Consider the following 1,896-nt stretch of genomic DNA (forward strand, 5'->3'; position numbering starts at 1 on the left):
AGGCCAGCATGCAGCGGCCGTGGTACGGCAACGCGGCGCTCGGCGACGAGGATCATGCGCGCGGCGATCGCCCCTGGGACATCGTGGCGCCGAGCGCGATCCCGATGGACGACGGCTGGCTGCTGCCGCAGGAACTGACCGAGGACGATCTCGATGATCTGCTCGATGCCTGGCGCGCCGCGACGCTGCGCGCGGTCGAGGCCGGTTTCGAGATGCTCGAAGTACACTGCGCCCACGGCTATCTGCTGCACTCTTTCCTGTCGCCGCTGTCCAATAAACGGACGGACCAGTATGGCGGCGACCGCGACGGCCGAATGCGGTTGCCGCTCCAGGTGATCGAGACGGTGCGGGCGGCATGGCCGGATACACTGCCGCTGTCGGTGCGGGTGTCGTCGGTCGACGGCGTCGAGGGCGGCATCGAACTTGCGGACTCGGTGGTGTTCGCCCGCGAGGCCAAGGCGCGGGGCGCCGACCTGATCGATTGTTCGTCGGGCGGGTTGCTCGGGTCGGCAACCGCGGCGCGGATTCCGCGTGGCTACGGCTTCCAGGTGCCGTTCGCCGAGACCGTGCGAAAAGAGGCGGAAATTCCGACGATCGCGGTCGGGCTGATTCTGCATCCGGATCAGGCCGAGAGCATCATCGAGCAGCAGCAGGCCGATCTGGTGGCGATCGGCCGCGAAGCGCTGTTCGATCCGAACTGGGCGCTGCACGCTCAGCTCGAACTCAGCGAAGCCGAGGAATCCTTCGCCGACTGGCCCAAGCAATACGGCTGGTGGCTGGAACGCCGCGAACCCGGCCTGCGCAAGCTCGACGGACCGAAGCTGCCGTTTCGGCGGGAGTAATTTGTCCGTAGCCCGGATGGAGCGAAGCGCAATCCGGGTGCTCATACGACGTCTCAGTCGTCGTTGAAGCACAGTCCCCGGATTTCGCTGCGCTCCATCCGGGCTACGCGTCTCGTCATTGCGAGGAGCTAAGCGACGAAGCAATCCAGCTCCGCGACGTGCGGCTGGATTGCTTCGCTTCGCTCGCAATGACGAGAGGACAGTTCTGTTTCGCTTACCAGCCGCAGCCGCCGCAGCGCGGGCGGACCGGAGCGTAGTAGCTGTAGCCCGGCGACACCATCTCGACGCGCTCCTGGGTGGCGTATTGCGGCGGCACGCGCTCGTATTCGACACCGCCCGGCGCGACCATGACGGTCTTCGGCACCATCACGGTTTCATACCGCGGCGGGGTGCGGTGGGCGATGACGCGGCCCGGCGCGACCATCACGGTTTCCTGGACGGACCGGTACTGCGGCGCCACGTATTGCTGCTGATAGCAGGTCTGGCAGGGGGGCGGCGCGTAGCAATTGAAGCAGGCAGAAGCGGCGGTCGGCAGGGACACGGCGGCGACAGCGGCGGCGGCGGCCAGAGCGGCAACGATACGGGACATGATGAACCTCGGCAAAGATGGCGAAAGAATGCGTTCGCCGGCACCTTGGTTGCAGAGTGCCTCATCGTCAACGACAGTCGCGTATCAACCTTTACAAGCATCATTAACGTGCAATTGCACGGGATGCCGCGATTAGTTCGGTCGCGTTCAGCATAATGGTCCAAAAGGCACGTAGGATGGGTTGAGCCAAAGGCGAAACCCGTCACGCACCACGCCGGCGAAGATGGGTTTCGCTTCGCTCAACCTATCCTACGAGCTACGCACGCTGCGCAGGAAGCGGCCGACTTCGTCCTTGAGTCGGGTTGAATCCCGCGACAGAGAATGCGCGGCGGTCAGCACTTGCGCGGAGGCGGCGCCGGTCTCGCCGGCACCGCGCTGCACTTCGGCGATGTTGACGGAAACCTCCTGGGTGCCGGCGGCGGCGCTCTGGACGTTGCGGGCGATCTCCTGCGTCGCCGCGCTCTG

General features: G+C 65.7%; 2 protein-coding genes and 1 pseudogene. 1 reads left to right on the forward strand and 2 read right to left on the reverse strand.

Translation table 11 applies throughout. The features are described from left to right. On the forward strand, positions 1-842 hold an 842-nt coding region (locus I5M_RS01700), incomplete at its 5' end, for an oxidoreductase (RefSeq protein WP_022719820.1). Positions 843-1,056: 214 nt separating this feature from the next. Here the strand turns inward: I5M_RS01700 and I5M_RS01705 are convergent. Then, positions 1,057-1,431 (reverse strand): hypothetical protein, encoded by a 375-nt coding sequence (locus I5M_RS01705; protein ID WP_022719821.1) that lies wholly within the window; start codon positions 1,429-1,431, stop codon positions 1,057-1,059. 249 nt (positions 1,432-1,680) lie between these two features. Further along, a pseudogene (locus I5M_RS01710) lies at positions 1,681-1,896 on the reverse strand (methyl-accepting chemotaxis protein); the annotation flags it as partial.

The sequence above is a fragment of the Rhodopseudomonas sp. B29 genome, assembly GCF_000333455.1.
Classification (GTDB): domain Bacteria; phylum Pseudomonadota; class Alphaproteobacteria; order Rhizobiales; family Xanthobacteraceae; genus Rhodopseudomonas.